Annotated in this window: 17 protein-coding genes, 1 tRNA gene and 1 pseudogene; 15 read left to right on the top strand and 4 right to left on the bottom strand. The window is 61.5% G+C overall.

Going from position 1 to position 21287, the window contains the following annotated elements:
* Positions 1–128: 128 nt before the first annotated feature.
* On the bottom strand, positions 129–2189 hold the full coding sequence (locus AC1AYN_RS05500; protein ID WP_476532482.1) for a S1C family serine protease: 2061 nt from the start codon (positions 2187–2189) through the stop codon (positions 129–131).
* A 544-nt stretch (positions 2190–2733) separates the two neighbouring features.
* Between AC1AYN_RS05500 and tgt the strand changes: the two genes are divergently transcribed.
* The 3 genes from tgt (at position 2734) to AC1AYN_RS05515 (ending at position 5279) form a co-directional block, all read left to right on the top strand.
* Positions 2734–4083: a tRNA guanosine(34) transglycosylase Tgt gene (gene tgt / locus AC1AYN_RS05505; RefSeq protein ID WP_476532483.1), complete on the top strand. Its 1350-nt coding sequence runs from the start codon at positions 2734–2736 to the stop codon at positions 4081–4083.
* A gap of 183 nt (positions 4084–4266) precedes the next feature.
* On the top strand, positions 4267–5100 hold the full coding sequence (locus AC1AYN_RS05510; RefSeq protein ID WP_476532484.1) for a nitroreductase family protein: 834 nt from the start codon (positions 4267–4269) through the stop codon (positions 5098–5100).
* A 93-nt stretch (positions 5101–5193) separates the two neighbouring features.
* Positions 5194–5279, top strand: a tRNA-Leu gene (locus AC1AYN_RS05515).
* A gap of 64 nt (positions 5280–5343) precedes the next feature.
* On the opposite strand, the gene AC1AYN_RS05520 is transcribed toward AC1AYN_RS05515, so the two are convergent.
* On the bottom strand, positions 5344–5676 hold the full coding sequence (locus AC1AYN_RS05520; protein ID WP_476502270.1) for a putative heavy metal-binding protein: 333 nt from the start codon (positions 5674–5676) through the stop codon (positions 5344–5346).
* 464 nt (positions 5677–6140) lie between these two features.
* On the opposite strand from AC1AYN_RS05520, the gene AC1AYN_RS05525 reads away from it, so the two are divergent.
* The 7 genes and pseudogenes from AC1AYN_RS05525 (at position 6141) to AC1AYN_RS05555 (ending at position 11603) form a co-directional block, all read left to right on the top strand.
* The gene (locus AC1AYN_RS05525; protein WP_476532485.1) at positions 6141–6989 is read left to right on the top strand and encodes a GNAT family N-acetyltransferase; all 849 of its coding nucleotides are present in this window, start codon (positions 6141–6143) and stop codon (positions 6987–6989) included.
* 510 nt (positions 6990–7499) lie between these two features.
* Positions 7500–7605 (top strand): annotated as a pseudogene (locus AC1AYN_RS05530) (DivIVA domain-containing protein); the annotation flags it as partial.
* Positions 7605–7862, top strand: a complete 258-nt coding sequence (locus AC1AYN_RS05535) for a DivIVA domain-containing protein (protein WP_476532589.1) — start codon at positions 7605–7607, stop codon at positions 7860–7862. The pseudogene AC1AYN_RS05530 and the gene AC1AYN_RS05535, both read left to right, overlap by 1 nt.
* Positions 7859–8296 (top strand): very short patch repair endonuclease, encoded by a 438-nt coding sequence (locus AC1AYN_RS05540; RefSeq protein ID WP_476532486.1) that lies wholly within the window; start codon positions 7859–7861, stop codon positions 8294–8296. The genes AC1AYN_RS05535 and AC1AYN_RS05540 overlap by 4 nt, the downstream gene beginning before the upstream one ends.
* A 234-nt stretch (positions 8297–8530) precedes the next feature.
* Positions 8531–9685, top strand: a complete 1155-nt coding sequence (locus tag AC1AYN_RS05545) for an ATP-binding protein (RefSeq protein ID WP_476532487.1) — start codon at positions 8531–8533, stop codon at positions 9683–9685.
* 293 nt (positions 9686–9978) lie between these two features.
* Positions 9979–10902 (top strand): hypothetical protein, encoded by a 924-nt coding sequence (locus AC1AYN_RS05550; protein ID WP_476532488.1) that lies wholly within the window; start codon positions 9979–9981, stop codon positions 10900–10902.
* 335 nt (positions 10903–11237) lie between these two features.
* Positions 11238–11603 (top strand): hypothetical protein, encoded by a 366-nt coding sequence (locus AC1AYN_RS05555; RefSeq protein ID WP_476532489.1) that lies wholly within the window; start codon positions 11238–11240, stop codon positions 11601–11603.
* On the opposite strand, the gene AC1AYN_RS05560 is transcribed toward AC1AYN_RS05555, so the two are convergent.
* On the bottom strand, positions 11573–13006 hold the full coding sequence (locus AC1AYN_RS05560) for a hypothetical protein (protein ID WP_476532490.1): 1434 nt from the start codon (positions 13004–13006) through the stop codon (positions 11573–11575). The two genes, AC1AYN_RS05555 and AC1AYN_RS05560, sit on opposite strands and share 31 nt — an antisense overlap.
* Positions 13007–13209: 203 nt before the next feature.
* Here AC1AYN_RS05560 and AC1AYN_RS05565 point away from each other — a divergent pair, with 203 nt between their 5' ends.
* Positions 13210–14319: a helix-turn-helix transcriptional regulator gene (locus AC1AYN_RS05565; RefSeq protein ID WP_476532491.1), complete on the top strand. Its 1110-nt coding sequence runs from the start codon at positions 13210–13212 to the stop codon at positions 14317–14319.
* Between the two features lie 66 nt (positions 14320–14385).
* Here AC1AYN_RS05565 and AC1AYN_RS05570 read toward each other — a convergent pair whose 3' ends face one another.
* On the bottom strand, positions 14386–14640 hold the full coding sequence (locus AC1AYN_RS05570) for a hypothetical protein (RefSeq protein WP_476532492.1): 255 nt from the start codon (positions 14638–14640) through the stop codon (positions 14386–14388).
* A gap of 160 nt (positions 14641–14800) precedes the next feature.
* On the opposite strand from AC1AYN_RS05570, the gene AC1AYN_RS05575 reads away from it, so the two are divergent.
* From AC1AYN_RS05575 to AC1AYN_RS05590, 4 genes are all read left to right on the top strand, one after another.
* Positions 14801–15223, top strand: a complete 423-nt coding sequence (locus AC1AYN_RS05575) for a (deoxy)nucleoside triphosphate pyrophosphohydrolase (RefSeq protein WP_476502263.1) — start codon at positions 14801–14803, stop codon at positions 15221–15223.
* 171 nt (positions 15224–15394) lie between these two features.
* Entirely contained in the window at positions 15395–18634 is a 3240-nt protein-coding gene (locus AC1AYN_RS05580; protein WP_476532590.1) for a DEAD/DEAH box helicase, read from the top strand.
* A 195-nt stretch (positions 18635–18829) separates the two neighbouring features.
* Positions 18830–20143: an ATP-binding protein gene (locus tag AC1AYN_RS05585; protein WP_476532493.1), complete on the top strand. Its 1314-nt coding sequence runs from the start codon at positions 18830–18832 to the stop codon at positions 20141–20143.
* Between the two features lie 27 nt (positions 20144–20170).
* Positions 20171–21283 carry a metallophosphoesterase gene (locus AC1AYN_RS05590; RefSeq protein ID WP_476532494.1) on the top strand — a complete coding sequence of 371 codons (1113 nt, stop codon included), beginning with the start codon at positions 20171–20173 and terminating at the stop codon, positions 21281–21283.
* The last annotated feature ends 4 nt before the right edge of the window (positions 21284–21287 follow it).

Below are 21287 nucleotides of genomic sequence, written 5' to 3' on the forward strand. Positions count from 1 at the left end.
GCGCCGCAACCCACGGCGTGGGCGCGGCCACACGCATTGCGCGCCCACGTCCCCCACCTGCGGCCGGCCCGGAAACGGGAAAGCCCCGGCACTCGCGCGAAGCGAATGCCGGGGCGGGACGCTGCCGATCACCACATGTTGAACGGGAATCCGTTGCTGCCGGAACCGTCCGAACCGTCGGAGCCGGAGCCGGAACCATCCGAACCGGAGCCGTCGGAGCCGTTGCCGTTCTGGCTGTTGGAGTCGGAGCGGTTGGAGCCGTTGACCTTCTCCTCCTGCTGGTCGAGCGTCACATCGACGTCCATGGTCTTGCCGTCACGCACGATGGTGAGCGTCGCCTTGTCACCGAGGGCGGAGGCGCGCACGAAGCCGAGCAGGGAGGCGTTGCTGCCGACCGCGTTGCCGTTGAAGGCGACGATCGTATCGCCTTCCTTCAGGCCGGCCTTGGCGGCCGGGGAACCGGAGACGACCGCGGAGCCGGACGAGCCCTTGGTGATCTTCGCGCCGGCGCGGGTCACGCCGTCGGCCTCGACCGTGTCGGAGGTGATCGTGATACCGAGCGCCACGTGCTTGACGGAGCCGTTCTCGATGATCTCGTTGGCGACGCGCTTGACGAGGTTCGACGGGATCGCGAAGCCGATGCCGATCGAGCCGGCGGTGCTGGAGGACGACGAGCTGGAGGTGGAGGCAATCGACGAGTTGATGCCGATCACCTGGCCAGCCGCGTTGAAGGTCGGGCCGCCGGAGTTGCCCGGGTTGATGGCCGCGTCGATCTGGACCGCGTTGGTGACGATGTCGTTGTTGTTGTCGTCCATCACCGTGACCGGGCGGTTGAGCGCGGAGACGATGCCGGAGGTGGCGGTGTCGTCGTAGCCGAGCGGGTTGCCGACGGCCATGATGTCCTCGCCGACGGCGAGCTTGTCGGAATCGGCGAATTCGACGGCCTTGAGGTCGCTCGGCGGATTGTCGAGCTTGATGACCGCGAGATCGGTGGTGGTGTCGGTGCCGACGACCTGCGCGGAGTACATCTGGCCGTTGGAGAGCGTCACCTGGATCTTCTGGGCGCCGGAGATCACGTGGTTGTTGGTCACGATGTGGCCCTTGGTGTCGAGGATCGCGCCGGATCCTTGGGCGGAGCCATCGGACAGCTGGGTCTGGATGGAGACCACGGAGTTGGAGACCTCCTTGGCGACGGCCTTCCAGTCGGGGGCCTCGCCGGACTTCGCGGTGGCGGAGCCGGAGCCGGAGGAACCGGAGTTGACGTTGGCCAGCGAGCTGGTGGTCGGCACCCTGACCGCGCCGCTCGTGATGGCCGCGTAACCGACGCCGAGGCACAGGCCGGCGGACAGGAGCGCGGCGACCACGCCGATGACCACGCCGCGCACCGTGCCGTTGGCGGCCTTCGGGCGGGCGTTGAGGTTCGGGGTATTCGGATCGTTCGGGTTGTTCGGGTTGAGACCGAACGGATTGCCGTTGTTCGGGGTCCCGGGGGTTCCCGGGGTTCCCGGGGCGGACGGGTTGGGGCCGAACGGGTTCTGCTGCGGGTTCTGCGGGTTCTGCGGATTCTGCGGATTCTGCACGCCCTGCGGCGCGAACGGATTGTTGGAGGCTCCCGGTACGCCGGCGTACGGGTTGCGGTCCGGCGCGGGCTGCGTCTGGCCCGCGGATGCGCCGGACTGGGTGCCTTGGGCACCGGTCTGCGTGGGCACCGGGCCGTAGGCGCCGTATTCGGGGGCCGGACGGTACTGGCCGTATGCGGGCTGGGACGGCTGGGAGGCCGGGGCCGTCGGCGCGTCAGAGCCGGTCGGCGCCGAGGAGACCACGGTCTGCTCACCCTTGGCGGCGGCGTAGTCGGGAACCGCTTCGGGCGTGTTCGACGCCGTGGCGGGCGTGGAGGCGATCGGGGCCACAGGCGCGGTCGGGAACGTCTGGGTCGCGGCGGAGCCGGATGCGGCGGCCGCCTGTGCGCCCTGCACGGCCGACGGATCGATGGTCTCGGTGGGCTGCTCGTTGTCCGCGGGCTCGCCGCCGTATGCGGGGGCGAAGCTCTGCGTGGCCTGCGCATCCCGCTGGTCGGAGGTATCGGCACTGGTCTGCGGCGTCAGCGGTTGCGTGGCCGAGGTCTGCTCCTCCTGCGGCTGCGTGTTCTGGTCACCCTGCGGGTTCCAGCTGTTCTGCTCATCAGCCATAATCGTCTGCTCCTTCATAGGAACGGCGGCTTCATATCGTTGTCTGCACTTCAGCAATCTCGCCGCCGGTTCGTATTGCTACCTAAGAGTAAAGGCAGTAGCTCTGGATGTTTCCTGAATGTTCGTTGGAAGTGCCGAGTGAATCTTCTACCGACTTCCCGCATGCGCCCATCCGGGATGCCCGCCCGGTTCGCCTAGGCGGGGTCGCCCGGCCGAGCCTTTTGCGCGCACTCGTCCGACGCCACCGCCTATCTCGCTTGCAAGGGGTGGATGTGACGGGCCTCGAACCGCTATCCCCGTTGCAAGGGGTACTCCGCCGACGGGAAACCTGCGCCGGGCGTCGGAATTTCTCCAAAACCTCCCGGGTACACCGTCTCCGGCACCCCTCCCAACGGAGATACACATCGACGTACGTTCCGAAGTACCCCTCATAAGCGAGACAGCCCTACGTCGTCCTTCCATCCGCTCCGCCGCACGCATCTCCAGCGGTTCCGCCCGCCCCATCGACCTTCCCGCAATCCGCTTGTCCGCCTAAAGTGAAGCTATGACCGACAACCCCACGAACACTACAGCCGACGCCACGGCGAACACCGACGCAACCGCCGTAGTCGACCTCAACGATCATCCGCGCGGTGCCGCCCCCGGCAAACCCGGCGACCGTGCCGCGTTCTCATTCGAGACCACCACGCGCCTGCCGGACGCGGCCGACGGCAAGGGCAAGGACGGCGCGCGCTACGGCCGCACCGGCATCATCCACACGCCGCACGGCGACATCCGCACGCCCGCGTTCGTGCCGGTGGGCACGCAGGCCGCGATGAAGGCGGTCCTGCCCGAATCGATGCGGGATCTCGGCGCGCAATGCCTGCTCGCCAACGCGTTCCACCTGTTCGAACGCCCCGGCGAGGACGTGCTCGACGCGGCCGGCGGCCTCGCGAAGTTCATGAACTGGCACGGCCCGACGTTCACCGATTCCGGCGGATTCCAGGTCATGTCGCTGGGCGTCGGCTTCAAGAAGACGCTCGCGATGGACGTGACCGGCATGAAATCGGACGACATCATCGCGGAAGGCAAGGAGCGCCTCGCCTGGGTGGACGAGGACGGCGTGACGTTCAAATCGCCGCTCAACGGCGACGAGCACCGCTTCTCCGCCGAGATTTCGATGGGCATCCAGCACAAGATCGGCGCCGACATCATGTTCGCATTCGACGAGCTCACCACACTGATGAACACGCGCTCCTACCAGGAGGAGTCGGTGGAACGTACGTACCGCTGGGCGCAGCGGTGCGTGGCCGAGCACCAGCGGCTCACCGAAGCCCGCCTCGGCAAGCCGTACCAGGCGCTGTACGGCGTGGTGCAGGGCGCGAATTATGAGGATCTGCGCCGGCACGCGGCCGAGCAGATCGCCTCGCTCGACTTCGACGGCGTGGGCATCGGCGGCGCGATCGAGAAGCGCATCATCGGCGAGACGTGCGCGTGGATCTGCGACGCGATGCCGGAGAACCGGCCACGCCACGTGCTCGGTATCGCGTCCGTGGACGACATCTTCGCGTGCGTGGAGAACGGCGGCGATACGTTCGACTGCGTGGCGCCCGCTCGATGCGCCCGCAACGGCGCGATCTTCACGCGTCATGGCCGCTACAACATCAAGCGCGCGCAGCACAAGTTCGATTTCGGGCCGTTGGAGGATGGCTGCGACTGCTACACGTGCGCGCATTACTCGCGCGCCTACGTGGACCATCTGCTGCGCGCGCACGAGTTCACCGGGTTCACGCTCGCCACGATCCACAACGAGCGGTTCTTCGTGAAGCTCCTCGACGACATCCGCGCCTCGATCGACGGCGGCTACTTCGAGGAATTCCGCGACGAATCCCTGGCCCATTTCTACGGCAAGTAGACCCCGGCCATCCTTGGCTCCTCCTGACAGGGGAGTAGCCAACGATTTTTAGCAGCGAATCCCTGACCCGACTTGGCTCCCCCTGTCAGGGGGAGCTGTCCGCGAAGCGGACTGAGGGGGTCCCATCCGCACCATCACCCCGTCACCCCACCCATCACCTCAATCAATCACCGCAAAGGCATCATGATGAATCTTCTCGAAGCAATCGACGCGCGCCACGCGATCCGCGCCTACACGGACGAACCGGTCGCGGCCGACGTGCTCGCCGCGTTGCAGGCCGAAATCGACGCGTGCAACGCGGCGAGCGGCCTGCACATCCAGATGACCGCCGGACTGAACGACGCGTTCCTCGGGCTGAAGACGCACTACGGCCGGTTCAAGGGCGTACACAACGCAATCGCGCTGATCGGGCGTGCGGGTGACGCCGGCGACGTGAATGGCACGGGCAACGCGGGTGGTGCCACGCTGCAAGCGTTCAAGGACGCGGACGGCACGCCGGTCTCGCCGGCTGCCGCCGCGCTGCAAGAGCGGGTCGGATACTACGGCGAACGTCTCGTGCTGCGCGCCGTGCAGCTGGGATTGGCGACGTCCTGGGCGGTGCTGGACGGCACCGAAACCGTGCCGGCGGCCGATGCATGGTGGACGCTGGACGATGGCGAATCCGTGGTGTGGGTGATTGCGTTCGGCCATGGCGCGCGCCCGGGCGGGCGGCGCCGCACGAAGCCGATCGAGGAACTGGCGAGCGTGGCGAACGGTGCGACGAACGGTGCGACGGAAGGCACAACGGAAGGCGGAGACGCCGGGACTTGGCCGGACTGGTTCGTGCGCGGCATGGAAGCGGCGATGGCCGCGCCCACGTCGCTCAGCCAGCAGCCGTTCCACTTCACGCTCAACGAGGATGGCTCGGTGACCGCGGAGGCGTTGGACGGCCTGTTCGCGCACGTGGGTCTCGGCTGTGCCGAATACCACTTCGAGATCGGTGCCGCCCCGCACGCGGTGGAGTGGCGCGTAGCCTAGGTGCGTCGAAACGCGGCATCCTCGGCGCGACACGCCGAAGACACGCTCGATTTGCGTCTCGCGCCGAGGTGGTGCTAAGTTATCCACTTGTCTGCGAGTGTGGCGGAATGGTAGACGCGCTGTCTTCAGGTGGCAGTGAGTGTATGCTCGTGGGGGTTCAACTCCCCCCACTCGCACCAGCAAGAAAGGGCTGGAACCGAAAGGTTCCGGCCCTTTTGCTTTGACTTGGCCCGGCAACTCCTCTCACCGGGCGCGGGCGAGCTGGACGGCGGTGCCGGAGGTGGTGACCATGAGCATGGAGCCGTCGGTGCCGAGCACTTCGTAATCGACGTCCACGCCGACGACGGCATGGGCTCCGAGCGCCTCCGCACGCTGCTGCATCTCGGCGATCGCCTCGTTGCGCGCCTTCATCAGCTCCTCCTCATAGCCTTGGCTGCGTCCGCCGAACATGTTGCGGAAGCTGGCGCCGATGTCCTTGAACATGTTCACGCCGGCGACGACCTCGCCGAACACGATGCCCTGATAATTCGTAATCACGTATCCTTCGACCGTTGGCGTAGTGGTGACGAGAATCATGATGCCCTCCTTGGCCTTTCATATCCGATTCCGCTTTCGGTTCCATTCGAACCCGCATACGCCGCTTCGCGCACGCGCGTTATGACCATCATAGCGACGAGGACCGGCACATGGTCCGCGGCGTGCATACCCCCGCGGCGTGCGCGCCCCGGCGGCGACCGAGTCGGCGCACACCGCTGCCGCACCCCCTTACCCCCTTATTCTCCTTGTACACCCCCTATCTTCCCCTGCCTCGTCGCGCATTCCCGCACCGCGGCCGTACGCCCTCGACGGGACTCCGCCGGCAGAACTCCGCCGATACGCCAAGCCCCCCCCTCCCTGCCGGAACGTAGTTGTGAACAAGACCACAATCCTCATCCCCCGCGGCCACATATTGAATAGGGGGTGTATACGAGGGGCCCAACTACCTAGTTTTCGGGGGTGGGATCAAGGAAGGAACAAGAAGGAAAGAAGGATTCTGCACCATGCCATGCGATACCGGCTCGGATGCCAGCAACGCAATCACCTTCAACCAGCACATCGCCACACCGGTCCAAGGACGTTCCACCGCCGGGCGACGCCATGTCATCAAAGACACCGCCACGACCGCGCCCTCACCGGGCGCGCCCATCCACATCGTGTCGATCCCGCAGGTCGCCGTCCGTCAGGACATCCGCAGCGGCGGCTTCTATACGACGGACGAACCGGCGACCGATCCCAGCGCCGACGACGAAGCCGTCATCGTCAAGCCACGCCGCTCCAGAAGAAAACGCGCCGGAGCCAGACGCCGCGGCCGGCGCGGGCCGGCGCCGCACCTGTCCAAGCCGACGATGGACGACCTCGACGACCTGCACACGCTGTTCGCCGACCCGCGCATATGGTGGAACATGCCGAACCATCGCCACACCAGCATCGACCAGACGCAGACGATGCTGGAGCACTGGATTCACGACTGGCAACGCCATGGCATCGGCTACTGGGTCATGCGCGACCACAGCGGGCACTTCCTCGGCACGGGCGGTATCCGTCGCGCCGGCGACATTCTGAACATGCGCTACTACATACCGCCACGGCTCTGGCATCTCCGGTACGGCTCATACCTTGCGGCGAGCGGGCAGAAGATCGCCGCGCAATACGATGCGGCGCTGCCCATATTCCTCGCGGCATTGGCGCGCAACTACGCCTCCTGCATGATCGCCGACAAGCTCGGCTTCGTCGTGGTGCGGCGTGACGTCGACTTCACCGCCGACGCCGCGTCGCGCAGAATCTACGCCGACCGCGCGGTACGACAGCAGGACATCGACAACTACCTGAGCCTGCGTGAGACCGTCTGAGCCCTAGGCGCCGGATTCGGCGCGGAACCTGCAGGGTTTGGGCGGCGACCTGCACGGTTCGGAAGGCGACCTGCACGGTTCCCACAACAACCTGCATGATTCGACTAGCAACCTGCAGGGCCATCCCGTAAAGAAGAGCCTCTACCCGCCGATGGCGGTATCCGGAATCGGCAGAATCATGCGGATTCTCCGGAACGGAAAAACCAGCGGTCGGAAGTTCTTCAAGGGGACACCCTGCACATTCGCCGTCAGGGACTGCACATCTGCTCAGAAACCCTGCAGGTTCGTGCCGAAACTCCGCAGGTTGCCGCCCAAACCCTACAGGTTGGCCCCTGCGCTCCGCACATTCGTCGCCGCTCCCCACCCTTCGATGCCCGATGGCTCGTTCCCTGCGGCGCCGCCGGGTCTCAACGACCCAGGCTAAGCTGAAGGGCTATAAGACGACCAGCCGCAGCCGGCCCCGCCCGAAGCATGAGCCCGGCCGCCGGCCACCGGTCGCCAGACGGGAGGATGACGATGGTCAGCGTGGATGATATCCGCAACAAGACGTTCCAGACCGTGCGCTTCAGGGAAGGGTACGACGTCGACGAGGTCGATGATTTTCTCGACGAGGTCATCGCCCGCCTGAAGGCTGGCAACCCGATGACGGCGACCGAACTCGCAGCCCGGACGTTCCAGACCGTGCGCTTCAAGGAGGGATACGACGTCGCCGAGGTGGATGGGTTCCTGGACGAGCTCGCCCACGGCGTGACGACGGACGGCACAACGGCGGGCAGCGGCGCAGGCGTGCGCCCCTCCGCCTCGGGTTCGGGCGGCGACCCGTTCTCGAACAACAGCCCGTTCTCGGGCGACGAGGCGCAGATCCCGTGGTGACCCCGAAGCCCCCGGAGAAATACGCGCGCGGCACCCGGTCGTACACGATGTCGCATATCCGCGGCAAGGACACGTCGATTGAGATGCTGGTGCGCAGCTACCTGTTCCGCCGCGGACTGCGGTTCCGCAAGAACGACAAGCGCTACCCCGGGCACCCGGATGTGGTGCTGCCGAAGTGGCGCACGATCGTGTTCGTGAACGGCTGCTTCTGGCATGCGCATGAGGGGTGCGCGCGGCATAGCACGCCGAAGTCGAACGTGGAGTTCTGGACGGCGAAGCTGCTGCGCAATCGCGAGCGCGACCGTCGCCAGCATGCGGAGCTCCGGGCGGCCGGCTGGCGCGTGATCGACGTGTGGGAGTGCGAGCTCGTGAAGTCCAAGCGCGAGGACCGCCTCGCCCGCCTCTACGACGAGATCGTCGGCGGCAACAGGTAGCAGCGGCGCTGTCATCGAGAGCGCTGGAACCACGCCTGACGGCAGCGACGGTGCCTCCCGTGACACCCGCGCCATGCGCGAAGCAACCAGTCACGATTCCATGCAGAATTCTCAGTAGGCATTATGTCAAACTGCCAGTAGCTCCTATGCAAAACTGTCAGTAGAAGTTATGTTAAACTCTCAGTAGGAGTCGATAATCGTTGAAATGACGGGAAGATAATGATACCTAGGACATTGGCCACGGATATCGATGAACTGCTCGCCGGATTTCCCGTGGTTTCCATCACAGGCCCAAGGCAAAGCGGCAAGACCACGCTGGCAAGAGAGCTACATCCGGAATTCCGATACGTCAGCCTGGAAGATACGGACACTCGGCATCTCGCCGAGGATGATCCGCGCCTGTTCTTCACCATGTACCCGAAGCACACGATCATCGATGAAGCACAACGCGTTCCTGAGCTGTTCTCGTATCTCCAAGGCATCGTCGATGCCACCAACGAACCGGGGCAGTTCATCCTCACCGGTTCCCAGAACTTCCTGCTGCTGAAGTCCATCTCGCAATCACTGGCCGGACGAGTGGGGCTCACGTATCTGCTTCCTTTGACCTATTCCGAAATCCTGGCGGCCGGGCTTCAGCCCGGCAATCTCGACGAATGGCTGCTCCGAGGCGGATACCCCCGTCTATATTCCAGCCGCCTGTCCCCGAACCGCTTCTTCGACACCTATGTCAGCACTTATGTGGAACGCGATGTGCGCGGCGAACTGGGAGTGCGCAAGCTCGCCGATTTCAGGCGATTCCTCGGATTGTGCGCCTACCGCATCGGAGAACTCACCTCCGACAGTTCCCTTGCCACCGACGCTCGCATCAGCACAAATACCTCCAGTGATTGGATGTCGATTCTCGAAGCGAGCTTCGTTACGTTCCGTCTTCAACCGTATTACCGCAACTTCGGCAAACGCCTGACCAAGACGCCGAAACTGTACTTCTACGATTCCGGTCTGGCCGCGCACCTGCTTGGACTGGAGAGTGTGGAAGACCTGCGTTCGAACAATGCGTTCCGTGGGCACCTATTCGAGAACATGGTCGTTTCGGAAATCGTCAAGGAGCACTACTCGCGCGGCAAGACGCCGCACGTCTACTATTGGCGCGACTCCAATCAGAAGGAAGCCGACCTGATTGTCGAAAAGGCGGGGCGTATACGGTATCTCGTGGAAATCAAGGCGTCCTCCACTTATGATCCCCACGTGTTCGCCACGTTGGATTCCCTAGGAGAATTGATGGGATGTGATGCCAATCAAAAAGTGCTGGTCTACGGCGGTGATGATTCGTTCATGACACGGCATGGGCGGGTCATCAGTGTGCGGCAGCTACACGAATTGGTGGAATAAGCAGAGCAAACGACAAAACCGCCTGATGTCGTTCGTGCGCGACGGCGCGACCGTGGGCAGATAGCCGTCCGGCCACAAGCGGCCGTTCCGCGATGGATGTCCCACTACTCCCGCATGCATGACCAGACGTGTTCGCAAACGACATTGCCCTTTCGACAGTTAAATGGCAGCGGAACAAAGGGAGAAACGTATCTGAACATCACCTCCCCACGAACGATATTCACGGCCATACGCCCTCTCCGAGTAGGACAATGGTGGCAGGACGAACCGATGAGCATCGACCGAGGAGGATCGTGAGCGCCATTCCCGAGCCACAGTTCCAGCAGCCATTCGACGACCAGGACGGCACGCAATATACCGGCATCCAGCAAGCCGGCATCGGCATGCCGGCGTCGTTGGAGTCTCCCGCCCCGGAGCCTCCCGAACAATCGTGGCGTACCACCAGTTGGACCGGCACCGACGCCCCTCGCGCGGACGCCGAGAAAGCGGCGAGAGCGCAGCAGTTCAACATGGCGTGGTTCTACGCCATGTTCGCCTTGTTCTGCTGGGTGTTCGCCATTATGGGGGCCGCGATGGAGCTGGATCAGCATGGAAGCATCGTGCCGGCGTTGCTGTTCGGCATTCCGGCGATCATCACCACCGTAATCGCCGTTCGCCTGTTCCACCAGTATTACGAGATGCATCATGACGCGAATCCCTACGCAGGACTTGTCGGCGTTGACGGGAAAGACATCGCTTCCGAGCTCGGTGTCAAATCGTTGCAGATGCAACACTACGATTCGGACGACCACCCCGACCCCTATCACATCGACCGCGTTCTGTTCCCTCCTATGACGGCTGCGACTTTACGGTTTCCCGTTTCCATCAGTTCGCATCTTTGGCGGCTGAACCGTCGTTCCACTCCTGCGAAAACCGATATCGACAACCAACTCGACCAGCTGGCGGCATCCGAGACGACGGCGAGCATTCAACGCATCATCGTCAAGAGCCTGAATGACTGCGAGCGCCTGCATATCACCTACATCACGCTGCGCATCGCGAACGGAAGAGCGTCGGTCACCGATATCGACCCCCTCAGCACAGCAGGTCAGCAGATGGAATTCAAGAACAAGGGCGCAATCGCCTGCATCTCAGGCGGCCGGTACGACGCTGATGCGAAAGCCCTCATCGTCGGCGCTCCCAACGCACGCTTCAAGCCCCGATCCTCGGCGCTATAGACGTCACCGCAACATGTGAAGTCTGGCGAGACGGCAGTCTGATTCTGTTCATCCGCGACGGCGCGACCGTTGATGGCGAGCGATCTGGACGATGTCGTCTCGTGCCGAATCCCCAGTAGAACTGACAGCAAACTATCAGTAAGACTATGGTAGATGTCCCGCACGCTCAGGCCCTTTTGAAGATTTTATTAATCTTTTGAAAAGTTTTATAATTTTTTATATTTTGCTCGCTCACCCGTTCGAGCGCCTGCGCGAGCATGCGGCCTACATCCGATTGAACGCAGGTCTAGAAGAGTAACGACACGGCGGCAATGGGAAACGGAGAGAAAGTCACCATGGTTACACGACTCAAGGCGCTGAACACGCTGCTGGAGACGCAAAGAATCGGCGGCCTTACTGAATACGCTGGCGACGGCAGTCTGATTCTGTTCATCCGCGACGGCGCAACCGTGGACGGAGAGCCGTCCGGCCGCGAGTGGTCGTTCCGCGCCGAAACGCCCGACGATGTCGCCCGCGAGGTGCGCCGTATCGCGGACGACGTGATGGATCCGACGGCCGTTGTGACCGGTATGCTGGACGACGGCGTGGATATCGACACCGCCTACCGCCGCATGTGTACTGTCCGCGACGGGTTGCGAAGCGTCGCGGACAGCGCACAATATTTGCTACATCACAGGATTCCGGCGAGCGCCATCTTGTAGGCGTCTTCGACGGTGTTGTAGCTTACCACCGACTTGCCGACCTTCTGCGGGTCATAGTCGCACGGCACGAATACCTGCGCATAACGCTTTACGATACCGGGCAACCACTTATCAAGGAACGCAACAGGATCAGTACGCCATTCCATCTTCTCTGGATCGACCAGAACGGTCAGACCGTACACCAGCGGCGTGATGAATCCATCAGGACTGACTGCTTCCACAGGATTACCGGCGAACGGTGTGACCTTGTCGGTGGTGCGAGCATTCAGATTCTTCACCGCCGTGATACGGCCATAACTGCCGCCCGCACGGTTGTACAGTCCCGGGAACTCAGCATAGATCTTGTCATACAACGCGGGAACTTGCGCGGCCAAAACGAATGCCTTACGAACGGTCGTGTTCCTCAAAGCGCGACGATAGTTTCTGTGGTCCTGACTAGTGACCTTTTGCGAGCTCATGAAACGTTCGAATAGCGCCAGGCAGCCGCCCTTGCTTGCGTACAGCTTGGTAGGAGCAGGAGCTTCGACTTTCTTACCGTCACCATCTTCGATCGGGCACATCCACCGCAGAACGATCCACGTCAAAGCGATAATGTCTTGAACCTTGATGTCGCCGCCGTTATTGGTCTTCCATTCGATACGCTCGTGAACTTCCGGGTTAACCTCGCCCAACGCATCGGCCAATGCGTCGAAATAACCCTTCTGGTTGGCCTTGGCGCTGGCGTTCAGCTCGGCGTTGTTGTTGCGAGCCACACAGATCTCCAGAAGATTATTACTAAAATCTTCGACGCAGATGGGATCAGCCGAGTCAGTCGGCACCAGCAGTTCGACAGGAACGTAGAAGGACAGATCATCACCCTGCGGCTCTTCCTCGGAGTTCAGTGTCTCGTCCTTACGAATCGCCTCCTGATAGTCCTGAATGAGCTTGCGATTGGATTTCCATAGATCCTTGAATTCGGCCCACGTTTTCGAGCCTGTCGGCAGCTTGACGCGCGCGACTCCCGTAGACCGGGCATATCCCAGAGCACGCTCCAAAATCAACAAGCCAATGGCCAGCGTGTTATGGCCGCCATCAAGGATTCCTTCGGTGGACGGATCGTTAAAGATAATGCGAATACGTCCCCTGTTCATCATCTCATAGTCGGATGCGGCGAGCAGCAGGCCCTTGGTCTTGAAGGGGAACAGCATCGGATCCTCATCAATGGACCGCTGAATGGCCTTCGTCACCGGGCCTGTCTTGGAATTACGCGGGTTAGCCTGAAGGTCGAGATTATCGATGACGGGAATCAGATATTTCGCACGGACCAGACCCACGATCTTCGTGGTCCCTCCGACAGATTGCTTCACCGACTTCTCGAAACGGATGATGATGCCGCCATTGCCATCGTTCGAATTCTGAGTCATGTTCCAAACTCCTTCCAGAGTCCACTTCGCTGCCCACACCCTGTGAAGCAGCCATTTTTCAGAGCCCGTCCGAGCTCTTGACTCACATTGAACACCCGAATTTTTACCTCGGCAGAATTTTGCCGAGGTAACCATTGGCCGAGAGAGACCATATTTGAGATCGCGCCACGAGCACCTTACCTTTCCTCGTAGCATCAGATCTTATGAGCCAGATAGCAGCCAACGGAGAAGCATCTGCAAAAGCATCATCCAGACAGCATTATGCCAGTAACAGCACTCCGGCAATTCTCGAGATCCTATGGCGCCACACATATTCAGGGCATGGGCTCAGCACCCGCAGAATCCACGACGCCCTAGCAAAACGACTCGGGGATTCCGCACCGTCCCTTCGCACGGTCGCCAATCAGCTCAGCGCCTTGGAAGGGCAAACCTTCCTAGGAAGGGAGATCCATAAACTCGATCCCAAGAACAACGAGGAGGATGCCGGAGAAATCGAAGGAGCCACCGATCCGCAACCCGGCTGGCGCATGAGTACATTCTTCGAACCATCCGAAGCGCGTCTACTCACTGATGGCCTGGCTCTATCCCGCATCAGCCGAGACTCGATCAGAGACATCATCATCAAACTCAATGAATTGGTAGGCGGCATATCGATCGGCAATGACTACCTGACCACTACCAGTGCCAAAGACGACTTCAGCAAGGAATTCCTCCGCAACATCGGGCTGCTCAATGAAGCCATCACACAACACTGCTCCGCAATTTTCAACTACACGAATTATGATGCGGACGGCCAACTTCGTCCGCGTCTGGAAGGTGACACAGGCAAACCCCGGCAATATCACGTCGACCCCTACCAGATGGTATTCAAGAATGGCCGATATTACTTGGTCTGCGCACTGCACGATGATGTCACTCAGCGGCGCATGTTCTGCATCGACCGTATCGTCAACCTTCAAGTCACCGATATTCCACTTCATATGAACGGCTTGAAGTTCGACGCCATCACCTACATGCGGGAACGCCCGTATCCCGTGACCGATGAGCCAGTCACCATCGTCATGACGGTCCCACCGTCAGCATTCAATCCCCTGTTCGAATGGTTCGACAATCCGAAAATCGTCGGACCGAATTTGTCCAACCGTTATAAGGTCACCGTGCGAAGTCCCATCAAAGCCGCCTACTGGTGGACACTGCAATACGCCGATATTCCAATCGTCATCCAACAGCCTAAGGAGCTGCGCGAGAAACTCATCAAAACCGTATACGTGTTTGCGGGCCGGTACAACCTGCTACGGGCTGAGAAATCCTAAGGTAAATGCTAGGGGGAAATGAAAGGCAAATCTCCAAGAGTAGGAAAACGTAGCACACGGCCCTATTCAGAAAGCAGGTTCGCTACTTCCACCGTCGGCACCATCGTCAACATCGTCTCCGCTCAGCCAATCATCGGACAGCAGCATCACTGAGACCGCCAACGGAACAGCGTCGGCCAGAACATCCGCCAAGCGCTCGCGCGTGGTGATTTCGGTTTCGCCGTCCGCTTCCAAGGCGTTCACGATATTGCTGTACCAGCGGATTCGTTCGCCGTTCGGCATCACGAACGTCGCGCATGCGGGGATATGCACACTCATCATCAGTCTCCTTACGAATCGTTGTCGGATGCCATTCATCGTGATCGATGAGCGCGCGCTTCCAAAGGTGAACCGTGACAGATCCACGAGTGATCTACGATCCGCGTATCCGCACCGCTGCGTGTCCTCCACGATTCCAGCGTAGCCGTTGTATCCTGGCCGCATGGAAGCAGGCAGTTCCAAGACCAAGGTCATCAATGTCGTTGGCGCGGCGATCGTCCGCGAGGGTGCGGTGTTGTGCGCGCGGCGCGGACCGGGCAAATCGCTCGCCGGGTATTGGGAGTTTCCCGGCGGCAAGATCGAACCACACGAGACCGCGCGTCAGGCGCTGCACCGCGAGATCGAAGAGGAGCTGCTGTGCGAGGTCGACGTGGCGGAGGAAGTATGCACCAGCGAATACGCCTATGAGTTCGGCACCGTGCGCCTCACCACGTTCATCTGCCACCTGACCGCGGGCACACCGCATCTCACCGAGCACACGGATATTCGTTGGTTGGAACCGGCGGAAATGCCACAGCTGGATTGGGCACCGGTCGACCGGGAAGCGGTCGGCATCATCGCGAAGAAGCAATCGCTGGCGAAGTAGCCAGACGCGACCGGGTGCGACCGGACACGACCATCCACAGCCACCAGTAACCAGTCGCACAATCAATCGGCAGTAATCAAGTAATCAGGAGACGACATGACGAACGCGGATTTCGACATCAACCTGCGCCTCGGCCATTCGGCCACGACCGCAACCGCAACCACGACCGCAATGGAATCTGACAATGACGCCAGACACTCCGTGATCGAAGGCGCCATCGCCGGTCTCATCGAACCACGGCCGGATGCCCCCGTCACCTATAAGCCCGCGCTCATCTCCAATCGTCCCGGCGGACTTACTATGCACGATCAGCTCAGCGATGCCCTCGCGAACAGCGATTCCTTCGACATCTCCGTCGCGTTCGTCTCGGCCAGCGCCGTTCAGAGTCTGCTGCAATCCTTCGTCGATCATCACGACAGCGAGCCTCGGCACCCCAGCCGTCTGATCACTTCAACGAAGAATCATTTCAACGATCCCCGCGCCTTCTGGGAACTGCTGCATCTGAAGCGCACCGCCGACATCGACGTGCGCGTCTGGGAAGGTTCCGACAACGATTCGGCCACCGAATCGCAAGGCCAACCGTTCCATCCGAAGGGCTACATTTTCGCACGACGTATGCATAACGGCACCCCGTATTACGACCTGTTCATCGGCAGCTCGAATCTCACGGGTGCGGCGCTGAGCACGCAACGCGAATGGAACCTGAAGGTCTCCTCCCTCGCCGATGGCGAACTGGTCCAACAGGTGCGTGACGAAATCGACTCGCAGGTGGCCGATTCGGTGCCGCTCACCGAGGAGTGGATCAAACAGTACGAGGAGGATTTCAAGAAGTACGCGCCGCCACGTCGCGACATCCTCGAATCCCTCGAAGGCCGCGACATCCAGCCGAACACCATGCAGAAGGAGGCGCTGGAGAACCTCAGGAAGCTCCGTGAGCAAGGTGAGCATCGCGCGATCATCGTGTCGGCCACCGGCACCGGCAAGACCTATCTGTCCGCGTTCGACGTGCGCGCGTACAAGCCGAAGCGCATGCTGTACATCGCGCAGCAGCAGATGATCCTCGCAGCGGCGAAGAAGTCCTATCAAAAAGTGCTCGGCTGCGACGAATCGGAACTGGGCATCTATTCGGGCACCAGCAAGCAGCAGGATCGCAAATACGTGTTCGCCACCGTGCAGACGATGCGACAGCCGGAAGTATTGTCGCAGTTCGCTTCCGACGAATTCGACTATGTGCTGGTCGATGAGGTGCACCATGCCGGTGCCAAGGGGTATCAGGACGTCATCGACCATTTCAAGGACGCCGATTTCATGCTCGGCATGACGGCCACTCCGGAACGCACCGACGGCATCAACATCTTCGAATTGTTCGGCCACAATATCGCCTACGAAATCCGGCTGCAGAAGGCGCTGGACGAGAACATGCTCTGTCCGTTCCACTATTACGGCGTCGCCGAATACCTCGGTTCCGACGATGATCCGGATCAGGCCGCGCATCGCCTGGACGTCACGCAAGGCCTTGACGCGAAACAATCGAAGCAGCTCAAGTACGAGATCAGACAGCTCGCATCGGAAAAGCGCGTGCGCTACATCATCGACAAACTGCAGGAGTACGGGCAGTTCAACGTGCCCGTCACCGGGCTCGTGTTCTGCAGCCGTCAGGAGGAGGCGCACGAATTGTCGCGCCTGTTCAACCAGCAGTGGAACCAGCAGGCGGAGCGCCTCTACCGGACGGCCGCCGTGACCAGCACGGACGCCGACGGCAAGCAAGTCTCGCAAGCGCAGCGCGACGAGTACGTGCGGCAACTCACCAAGGGCGAACTCGATTATCTGTTCACCGTCGACATGTTCAACGAAGGCGTCGATATTCCCGCGGTCAACCAGATCGTGATGTTGCGCAGCACGGAATCCAGCATCATCTTCACCCAGCAGCTGGGTCGTGGTCTGCGCAAGTTCCCGCATAAGGAAAGCGTCGTCGTCATCGACTTCATCGGCAACTACACCAACAACTACCTGATTCCGGTCGCCTTGTACGGCAATACCGGCGACCGCGACCGGGCGCGCAGGAACCTGCAACGCAAGTCGATCGGATTGTCGTCGATCAGCTTCGACAGAATCGCCAAGGAACGCGTGCTGAAGTCGTTGGACACCGCCGACTGGTCCGAGATGAAGAAGCTGTCGGAGCAGTATCGTCAGGTGAGGTACGAGCTCGGTCGTATCCCGATGCTCATGGATATCTACGCCTATGACTCCTCGCTGCCGTACACGTTGGCTTCGAAGCGCAGCAACTATCTTGATTTCGTGCGGTCACGCGAGAAGAGTCTCGGCGGCGGGAAAACGGCCAAAGCTGGCAAAACCAAGGAAATGTCGTTCGCGGATCAGCTGGAACCGGTGAGCGAGGTCGAGGATGCGGTCCTCAAGATGGCGACGGAACTGCTGCTGCCGGGCATCCGTCCGCACGAGCTCGTCATCCTCGATCGGCTGTGCCGGTTCGCGGACGAACGGCCAGGTGGCGACGCTGCCGCTGAAGCAGAGTGGGCACCATCGGCACCAATCTCCCGCAGCACACTCATCGACGCGATCCGCGCGGACTTCCCGCAAGCCGACCTGTCCAGCGTGCAATTCGACTCGGCGATCGGCGTGCTCGACTACTCGTATTTCACCGGGCCGAATCGCAAACGCTTCGGCGGGCAGCCGCTGATCGACGCGACGGATGTCGCCGGCGGCAGCGGCGAACCCGCGTACCGGCTGAACGCGACGTTCGCCGCGATGCTCGCCCAGAACCGCACGTTCCGCATCTTCTTCGCGGACACGCTGCGCACCGGACTCGTCAACTGCCGTGACCTGTTCCGGGAGGCGCGCGAGAACCGGCGCGCGTTCGACCGCGCGTTCCTGTACGAACGTAAATACTCGATGGCGGACGTCATGCGGCTGTGTGGATGGCGGAAGGAGAACACGCCGCAGAACGTGGGCGGGTATCTGCTCGACAAGGAGACGGGCACGATGCCGATCTTCGTGAAATACGCGGCCAGCCAGTACGAGGACGAATTCCTCAACGCGCAGGAGATGCGGTACTACAGCAAGAACGGGCGCACGCCGCAGTCGCCGGAATTCCGGTGGGTGCGGAGCGAAATGGATGGTGACGGTTCGCCGCGCAGTGGCGCCGGCACCACCGATGTCACCGCCGGCGCGACTGACTGGCAGCGCACGCATTTCGTGCCGCTGTTCGTCATGCGCAAGGCGGAGGAGGCCGACGGGCGGTACTACTACGTCGGCCACGTCGCCGCGTTCGACCATCCGACGCTCACCACGAAGCCCACCGCGTCCGGCGAGGGACGCGTGAACGTGACGCTCTCCACGCTGCGGCTCGCCAAACCACTCGACCCGGAACTCTACCGTCATCTGACCAGCTGAAACAGCCAAGGTGATTGTGGCCGAGGCCAACTGGGAGACAGGCCGACAAGCCCAGCGAAACAAACCGGGCAGTGCGTGCCCTCGTCGTCCCCTACCCAAAGTCCACATGAAAATGTGCCTATTTACGCAAAAAGTCCACATGAAAATGTAGCATAAACATTAAAAAGTGCGCATGAAAATGTAAGGAATGGCCTAATGAAGCGGTTTCTGATGCACCGTCTGGAGGAATGGCAGAAATCCCCCAACCGCAAGCCGATGCTGCTAGAAGGCGCCCGTCAGGTCGGCAAGACCTGGCTGGCCAACGAATTCGGGCGCACCCATTACGACAAAGTCGCATACGTCTCTTTCTACGACAACGCCACCATGCGTGCCCTCTTCGAGTCAAGCATCACCGTCGAGCGGCTGATCCCGGCACTATCCATCGAATCGGGGACTCGGATCACCCCCGAAGATACACTCATCATCTTCGATGAGGTGCAGGAGGTTCCTCGTGCACTGCTTTCGCTGAAGACCTTTGCCGAAACAGCACCGCAATATCACGTACTCGCCACAGGTTCCAGTCTCGGCATCGCCTTGCACCCCGGCACCTCGTTCCCCGTAGGCAAGGTCCATCGGCTGAAACTCTATCCACTGACATTCCTGGAGTTCCTCGATGCGGCCGGTCAGGATGCCATGGCCGATCTGCTCACCTCGCAGAACTTCGACCTCATCGACGTCATGCACGACAACATCATGACGTGGTTCCGCTACTATCTGTATACGGGAGGCATGCCCGACGCCGTACTTGGATTCGTCAGAACGTTCCCGAACGTCGACTTCACGGCCATCCGCACCATTCAGAACACATTGCTGGCCGACTACCGGGATGATTTCTCCAAACATACCGGCACCGGTGAGCGCGGAGCCTCGTTTACCCTGCGACTGAATCAGGTCTGGGATTCATTGCCTTCCCAACTTGCACGCGAGAACAAAAAGTTCATTTACGGGGCGGTACGATCCGGAGGCCGAGGCAAGGATTTCGAACTGGCGATCCAATGGCTCAAGGATTCTTCTCTGGTACTGCAAGTGCCGCGCGTCAGCGCCCCGATGCATCCGCTACGCGCCTATAGAGATGATGCGGCTTTCAAACTCTACAGCCTCGACGTCGGACTGCTTGGCGCCATGAGCGAGCTGGACGTCAAGACCCTCATCGAAGGGGATCGGTTGTTCCAAGAGTTCAAAGGAGCCCTCATCGAGCAATTCGTCTGCCAACATCTGACGGCGAAACTCGAATCGACGCCTTGCTACTGGTCCGCATCGAACTCCAGCGGAGAACTTGATTTTCTCTATGAGACATCCGGTGAGATCATTCCCGTGGAGGTCAAGGCAGGCAATCACACGCAAGCCAAATCGCTTATAGCCGCCGTACGTAAGTACGACTTCCCCGCCGCCTTCCGATTCTCCACCCGTAAGCACCACGACGGCGGCGCCATCAAGGACATGCCGCTATATATGGCGGGCATCGTGTAAGACGGCAAGCGGGAAAGGAACGGAATCATGCGGATTGACGATCTCATCTTCGGCACGTACGATGCCGACGACCAAGACGGGTCTGCGGCCATCGCCAGGGCACGCGTATTGCCCGAACCGCCGCAGCGCGCGAAACGATGGCGGCGCGGGCTTGGGCAGGATGGTTCGCGCGCCGACCGCATCCTCTTCTCCGGCGACATCCACTGCAAGAGCGCGAAGATCTGCCCGATCATCGAGGAGACGGCGGATCGCACCGACGCCGGCACGATCGTCCTGCTTGGCGACCTGCTCAACGAGTGGGGCATCAGCGCCGCCGGCGAGGTCGCCGCGTTCGAACGGCTTGCGGAGTGGGTGAATCGGCAACGCGAGCAGCGCGAGGTGATCGTGTTGCTCGGCAATCACGACCTCACCTACTGGGCGGATTCCGCGATGGCCGACCATCGCGCATTCCGCGACACCTGCCCCGGCTACAACGATGCCGCCTATCCGGACGTGCATTATCTGCTGCACATGATGCGCCCGCGGCTCGCCTACGGGTTCGCGGATGCGCGCGGGAATCAGGCACTCGCCTCGCACGCCGGCGTCACGCAGGCATGGTGGGAGTGGATGATCGGCAAACTCGCCGATGCGGGCGAGCCATTGCCGGGAGAACCATTGTCAAACAAGCCGCTGCCGGATGAGATACTGCCGGGCGGCGGCTCCACCGAAAAGACCGGCGCCCGCTCCCCCATCCCCGGCGCAGCGCAGGTAGCCGATGCGATCGACGCGTTCGCGCAAGGGCATATCGCCGGCGGCATCCGGCCGTTCGGCGTAATGGTCGGATATGAGCGCGGCGGCTGGCCCGGATCGATTCCGTCGCCGGTCTGGACCGGCATGGAGGAGTTGGCGCTCGACCCGCTCGTCGGATACCGGCAGATCGTCGGCCACACGCCGGTCGCCACGACGCTCTACCGCCGCTGTGGCATCGGCACGGGTGAGCCTGCCGCAGCCGGACGCCAGTCGGGGCGCCATCGCGCGGAGTTGTGGTATTGCGACACACATTCGCTGTATCGCAACGGACGGCCGATCGGCGACGACTCACTGCTGCTGTACGACCGCACCAGCGGCGGCGCGTGGAGCGTCATGCCGCACGTGCAATGACGTT

The organism is Bifidobacterium sp. LH_413 (assembly GCF_056357015.1).

Bases quoted from the DNA above. Each gene is read 5' to 3' on its own strand.
- tgt (WP_476532483.1), top strand. From the start codon at position 2,734: ATGACCGACAACCCCACGAACACTACAGCCGACGCCACGGCGAACACC.
- AC1AYN_RS05560 (WP_476532490.1), bottom strand. From the start codon at position 13,006: ATGACTCAGAATTCGAACGATGGCAATGGCGGCATCATCATCCGTTTC.
- AC1AYN_RS05575 (WP_476502263.1), top strand. From the start codon at position 14,801: ATGGAAGCAGGCAGTTCCAAGACCAAGGTCATCAATGTCGTTGGCGCG.
- AC1AYN_RS05570 (WP_476532492.1), bottom strand. From the start codon at position 14,640: ATGATGAGTGTGCATATCCCCGCATGCGCGACGTTCGTGATGCCGAAC.
- AC1AYN_RS05580 (WP_476532590.1), top strand. From the start codon at position 15,395: ATGGAATCTGACAATGACGCCAGACACTCCGTGATCGAAGGCGCCATC.
- AC1AYN_RS05585 (WP_476532493.1), top strand. From the start codon at position 18,830: ATGAAGCGGTTTCTGATGCACCGTCTGGAGGAATGGCAGAAATCCCCC.
- AC1AYN_RS05520 (WP_476502270.1), bottom strand. From the start codon at position 5,676: ATGATTCTCGTCACCACTACGCCAACGGTCGAAGGATACGTGATTACG.
- AC1AYN_RS05500 (WP_476532482.1), bottom strand. From the start codon at position 2,189: ATGGCTGATGAGCAGAACAGCTGGAACCCGCAGGGTGACCAGAACACG.
- AC1AYN_RS05525 (WP_476532485.1), top strand. From the start codon at position 6,141: ATGCCATGCGATACCGGCTCGGATGCCAGCAACGCAATCACCTTCAAC.
- AC1AYN_RS05590 (WP_476532494.1), top strand. From the start codon at position 20,171: ATGCGGATTGACGATCTCATCTTCGGCACGTACGATGCCGACGACCAA.
- AC1AYN_RS05555 (WP_476532489.1), top strand. From the start codon at position 11,238: ATGGTTACACGACTCAAGGCGCTGAACACGCTGCTGGAGACGCAAAGA.
- AC1AYN_RS05565 (WP_476532491.1), top strand. From the start codon at position 13,210: ATGAGCCAGATAGCAGCCAACGGAGAAGCATCTGCAAAAGCATCATCC.
- AC1AYN_RS05510 (WP_476532484.1), top strand. From the start codon at position 4,267: ATGATGAATCTTCTCGAAGCAATCGACGCGCGCCACGCGATCCGCGCC.